The following is a 4,423-nucleotide window of genomic DNA, read 5'->3' on the forward strand; positions in this document are numbered from 1 at the left end:
AGTTGAGTAAATAGGACGCAGAGGATGCTATTCAAGGAAGATATGAGTAAGGATGCTGTGCATAAGTGAGTATCGGGAAAACCTAAAGCGGGATGCTTTGATTATAAATAATACTTTGGTGTTATTTATAAAAGGGTTTAACAAGGAGGCTTTAAGGACGAAGTCTAGTGGTAGGATGCCACTATGGATGATATGAACAGGGATGTGGCTTGGTTAGGATTACCAAGGTCAGGAAGACTGTAGTTATGGATTACTACTGAAATGGATGTTTAAACAGGGATATTAGCTAAGGAAGGTTAATGTAGCAAAGGGTGTCAGGAAGACTGTAGATATGGATGACTACTGAAACGGATGCTTAAACAGGGAAATTAACTAAGGAAAGTTAATTTAGTAAAGGGCGTCAGGAGGACGCTAATTAAGGACGATAAAAACAAGGATGTGGCTTGGTTAGGATGACTAAGCTCAAGAAACTGAAGTTATGGGCGGCTTCTAAAATGGATATGAGTGGACTCATATAGGATAAGCTAGGGATAGTTGTTCAAGGACGAAATGAGATCATAAAATATGTGTGCAGGATGCACCATATAAGCTAGTAATAGAAATGCGACTTAATGAGTTGCATTTTTTATGTGTAGTGATAAATATTTCTTATCAATAACAGTTAATTTCTCTGCGTTCAATACTCCCTCAATGGATGTTAACAGCTAGCTAATATTGTAATAACAGCTTATTCTAATGGCAGTTAGAGTCAGATGAAAATTGGGCAGAACATGTTGGATTTATTAGCAAAGCTTGCTACCAAGCTGCAACCCTTTCGCAAGTTGAGTTATCTACTTGCTGTAATCCTTGTTGGTATTATTTTTAGCCAACTGCAGCAAACAACTTCACAACAACCGACCAGCCCTTATGCTTTATTAAGTTTTATTGCTTGCATATGGTTACTACTGTTCAATATATTGCTTTCTCTCTTTGATAATATCCCCAAAATTAATACCGACTCGCCAGGAATCTTTATCCGCATAAAATTAAAAGTGCAGCGAATTTTGTATCACTTTTTGGCATTGTTATTTATTGGTCTAACGCTAGTGATAGTATTTTTATCTTTGAGAGTGCTCAGAGTTTAAACTAGAGTAATCAAAAAGGTGTAATGAAATAGACAATAAAAAAGGAGCAATATCATTGCTCCTTTTTACTGTTATTAATTAAGCTATCACTTTAGAGTGATAGCTTAACGGGGGTATTTACTATCTCGTCGCTGCTTTCATCTCACCGACAAAATGCGTTAACTCTGTCAGCATCTTGTTCTTATCGGCTAAATTATCTTCAATTATTTTAACCACAGCCGAACCACTAATTGCACCAAGTGCACCTGCGTTAAGGGCATCTTTAACTTGTTGCGGTGTAGAAATACCAAAGCCTAATACGGGTGGGGCGGCATGGTATTTTGTTAAATTTTCAATTAACTGACTAGCTGATGTGGTAATTGTATTTTTAGGGCTCTCTGCACTGTCTACACCTGTTACACCAGCGCGACTTAATACATAAGTGTAACCTCTAGAGTATGATGATACAGCACGTAAAGTATCATCGCTGGCGTTAGGTGGCGCGATAAAAATAGGTGCAACACCATGTTTTAATGCCGCTTCTCTAAACGGTTCACTCTCACGAATAGGTACATCGGCTATGAGGACTGAATCTACTCCAGCATCGCTCATATCACGATAAAAGCTATCAATACCACGGGCAAAAACTAAATTACCGTAAAGCAATAAGCCAATAGGTATTTGTGGGGCGTATTCACGTACTTGCTTTAATATATCAATGCAGATGTCGGTGTTAATACCCGCACCTAAAGCGCGCAGGGCCGCCCTTTGAATTGTTATACCATCGGCACTTGGGTCAGAGAAAGGAATACCTAACTCTAAGGCATCTGCTCCGGCATCGATTAAACTTTTAATAACCGCAAAAGACTGTTCAGCATTAGGATCGCCAATCATAACAAAAGGGATGAAAGCTCGTTCATTTTTTTCTTTTAACGTAGCGAAGCAAGTTTGATAACGAGCACCGGCTTGCTGAATATTTGATTGTGACATTAAGCCTCTCCTCTATGTTTAACTGTTGTTGCTGATGCTGCTTTATCAGGTGAAATAATGGCCTGTACATGAGCTAAATCTTTATCACCACGACCAGATAGGTTTACTAAATAAATAGTTTCCTCAGTGACTGACTCGGCCATTTTTAAAGCTTGTGCAAGGGCATGAGCTGATTCAAGTGCAGGTATAATTCCCTCTTTTTTTGCTAATTCTTGAAATGCAGCTAACGCCTCATCATCATTAATGGCGACATATTGTGCTCGACCGGTATCTTTTAAGAATGCATGTTGTGGGCCTACCGCAGGGTAGTCAAGACCAGCAGATACAGAGTAAGACTCTTGAATTTGGCCATGCTTATCTTGCATTATATAAGTGTAGTTTCCATGCAACATGCCCTTTGTACCGGCTACAAGCGTTGCACCATGCTGATCGGTTTCAATACCCTTACCACCGGCTTCAACGCCGATAAGTTTGACACCTTCTTCATGAATAAAGTCGTGGAACATGCCAATGGCATTGGAGCCACCACCGACCGCGGCAATAACATAATCAGGTAAACGACCTTCCTCTTCATAAAACTGTGCTTTTGCCTCTTCACCAATCATTTTTTGAAATTCCCTAACTATGGTCGGGAATGGGTGAGGGCCAGCGGCAGTTCCTAATAAGTAGTGAGCGTTTTCATAATTTGCCGACCAATCTCTAAGCGCTTCATTAACGGCATCTTTTAACGTGCCAGAGCCAGCCGTTACCGGAATCACTTCTGCGCCCATTAATTCCATGCGAAAAACATTGGGCTGTTGTCGCGCACAATCCACAGCACCCATATAAATTTTACATTTTAAGCCTAGTAATGAACAGGCAATCGCGGTGGCAACACCATGTTGGCCAGCGCCAGTTTCAGCGATTATTTCAGTTTTACCCATGCGTTTAGCGAGCAGTGCCTGTCCTAACACTTGGTTAGTTTTATGAGCGCCGCCGTGCAATAGATCCTCACGCTTTAAATAAATTTTAGCTAGCGGATTTTTTACAATATTTCGACAACAAGTTAATGGTGTAGGTCGTCCGGCATATTTGGTTAATAAGTTATTGAACTCGGTTAAAAAGGCTTCATCGGTTTGAGACTCAATAAAAGCTTGCTCTAACTGCTCTAATGCTGGGACGAGTAATTCGCCGACATACATACCACCAAACTCACCGAAATAGGCGGGTAAGGTTTCTTTTTTTGATGACTTCTCAGCTGTTTTAATATCGTTTAGCATGTTAATAATTCCTAATTTGCGAAAATACTTGTGTTAGCTTTTCGCTTGATTTAATACCTGGGCTAGCTTCAACACCTGAGTTGAGGTCTAGGCCAAATAAATCCACCTGAGTTAACTGTTCAAGGGCTTGATTAATATTGTCAATATTTAGACCGCCAGCTAAAAAACTGGTCGATAAGCTTTGCTCACTTAAGGCTAATACTTGCCAATTAAATGCTGCACCGCTACCAGGGCTTTGGCCATCGAGGACATGATGAGTGACACTTTGATTAAGCAAAGGTACGCTATTGGCTACCGGACTTGCTTGCCATACTTGGCAATAGCTACAGTCATGCTCTGCAAGTTCAACTATTAGGGCATCAATATAATGGGCATCTTCACTACCATGAAGTTGTACAGCAGTTAAGTGTAAAGTCTTGACCAAGTCAATAATTTCATCACGTTCGTTATTAACAAAAACACCAACATACTCTAACTTAGGTATTGCTTTAATAATGTTTTGGGCTTGCGCTTTGGTAACATAGCGAGGTGATTTTTCAGCAAAAATCAGACCACCAAAACGTGCACCGGCATCCGCGGCCGCGCTAGCATATTTAGCGTCTGTTAAACCACATACCTTGTTATTGCCATAAATAAGTTTACGACATGCTAAGTCAATATCTTGATAAACGTTATTTTTAGGATCCATTAACGAGCTGCCCACTAAAAAACCATCAACAGCAGGCGCTAACTCTCTTACTTGTGCATTACTGTAAATACCGGATTCAGAAATAATGATCCTATCGTCGGGTAAGCTAGGGGCAAAATCAAAGGTACGTGCAATATCGGTACTTAAGTCACGTAAGTTTCGATTGTTGATACCAATCATCTTCGCATTAAGCTTGATTGCTCGGTCGCGTTCATCATAGGTAGAAATTTCAGTTAACACGGCTAAGTTATATTGCTCAGCAACGGCTGATAACTCAAGGTACTCATCATCAGAGAGTACACTGAGCATTAATAAAATAGCGTCAGCGCCATAGTATCTTGCTAGGTAAACTTGGTAGCTATCAACAAAGAAGTCTTTATTCA

General features: G+C 40.2%; 4 protein-coding genes. 1 reads left to right on the forward strand and 3 read right to left on the reverse strand.

Annotation, left to right across the window (positions count from 1 at the left end):
* Positions 1-770 precede the first annotated feature (770 nt).
* On the forward strand, positions 771-1,124 hold the full coding sequence (locus HRT50_RS17995; protein WP_291617060.1) for a hypothetical protein: 354 nt from the start codon (positions 771-773) through the stop codon (positions 1,122-1,124).
* 120 nt (positions 1,125-1,244) lie between these two features.
* Here HRT50_RS17995 and trpA read toward each other — a convergent pair whose 3' ends face one another.
* The 3 genes from trpA to trpCF all read right to left on the reverse strand — a co-directional run.
* On the reverse strand, positions 1,245-2,093 hold the full coding sequence (trpA, locus tag HRT50_RS18000; RefSeq protein WP_291617062.1) for a tryptophan synthase subunit alpha: 849 nt from the start codon (positions 2,091-2,093) through the stop codon (positions 1,245-1,247).
* Entirely contained in the window at positions 2,093-3,352 is a 1,260-nt protein-coding gene (trpB, locus tag HRT50_RS18005) for a tryptophan synthase subunit beta (protein ID WP_291617064.1), read from the reverse strand. The genes trpA and trpB overlap by 1 nt, the downstream gene beginning before the upstream one ends.
* Before the next feature lies 1 nt (position 3,353).
* A partial coding sequence (trpCF, locus tag HRT50_RS18010) for a bifunctional indole-3-glycerol-phosphate synthase TrpC/phosphoribosylanthranilate isomerase TrpF (RefSeq protein WP_291617066.1) occupies positions 3,354-4,423 on the reverse strand: 1,070 nt, incomplete at its 5' end.

This window comes from Colwellia sp., from assembly GCF_013215345.1.
Classification (GTDB): Bacteria; Pseudomonadota; Gammaproteobacteria; order Enterobacterales; family Alteromonadaceae; genus Colwellia.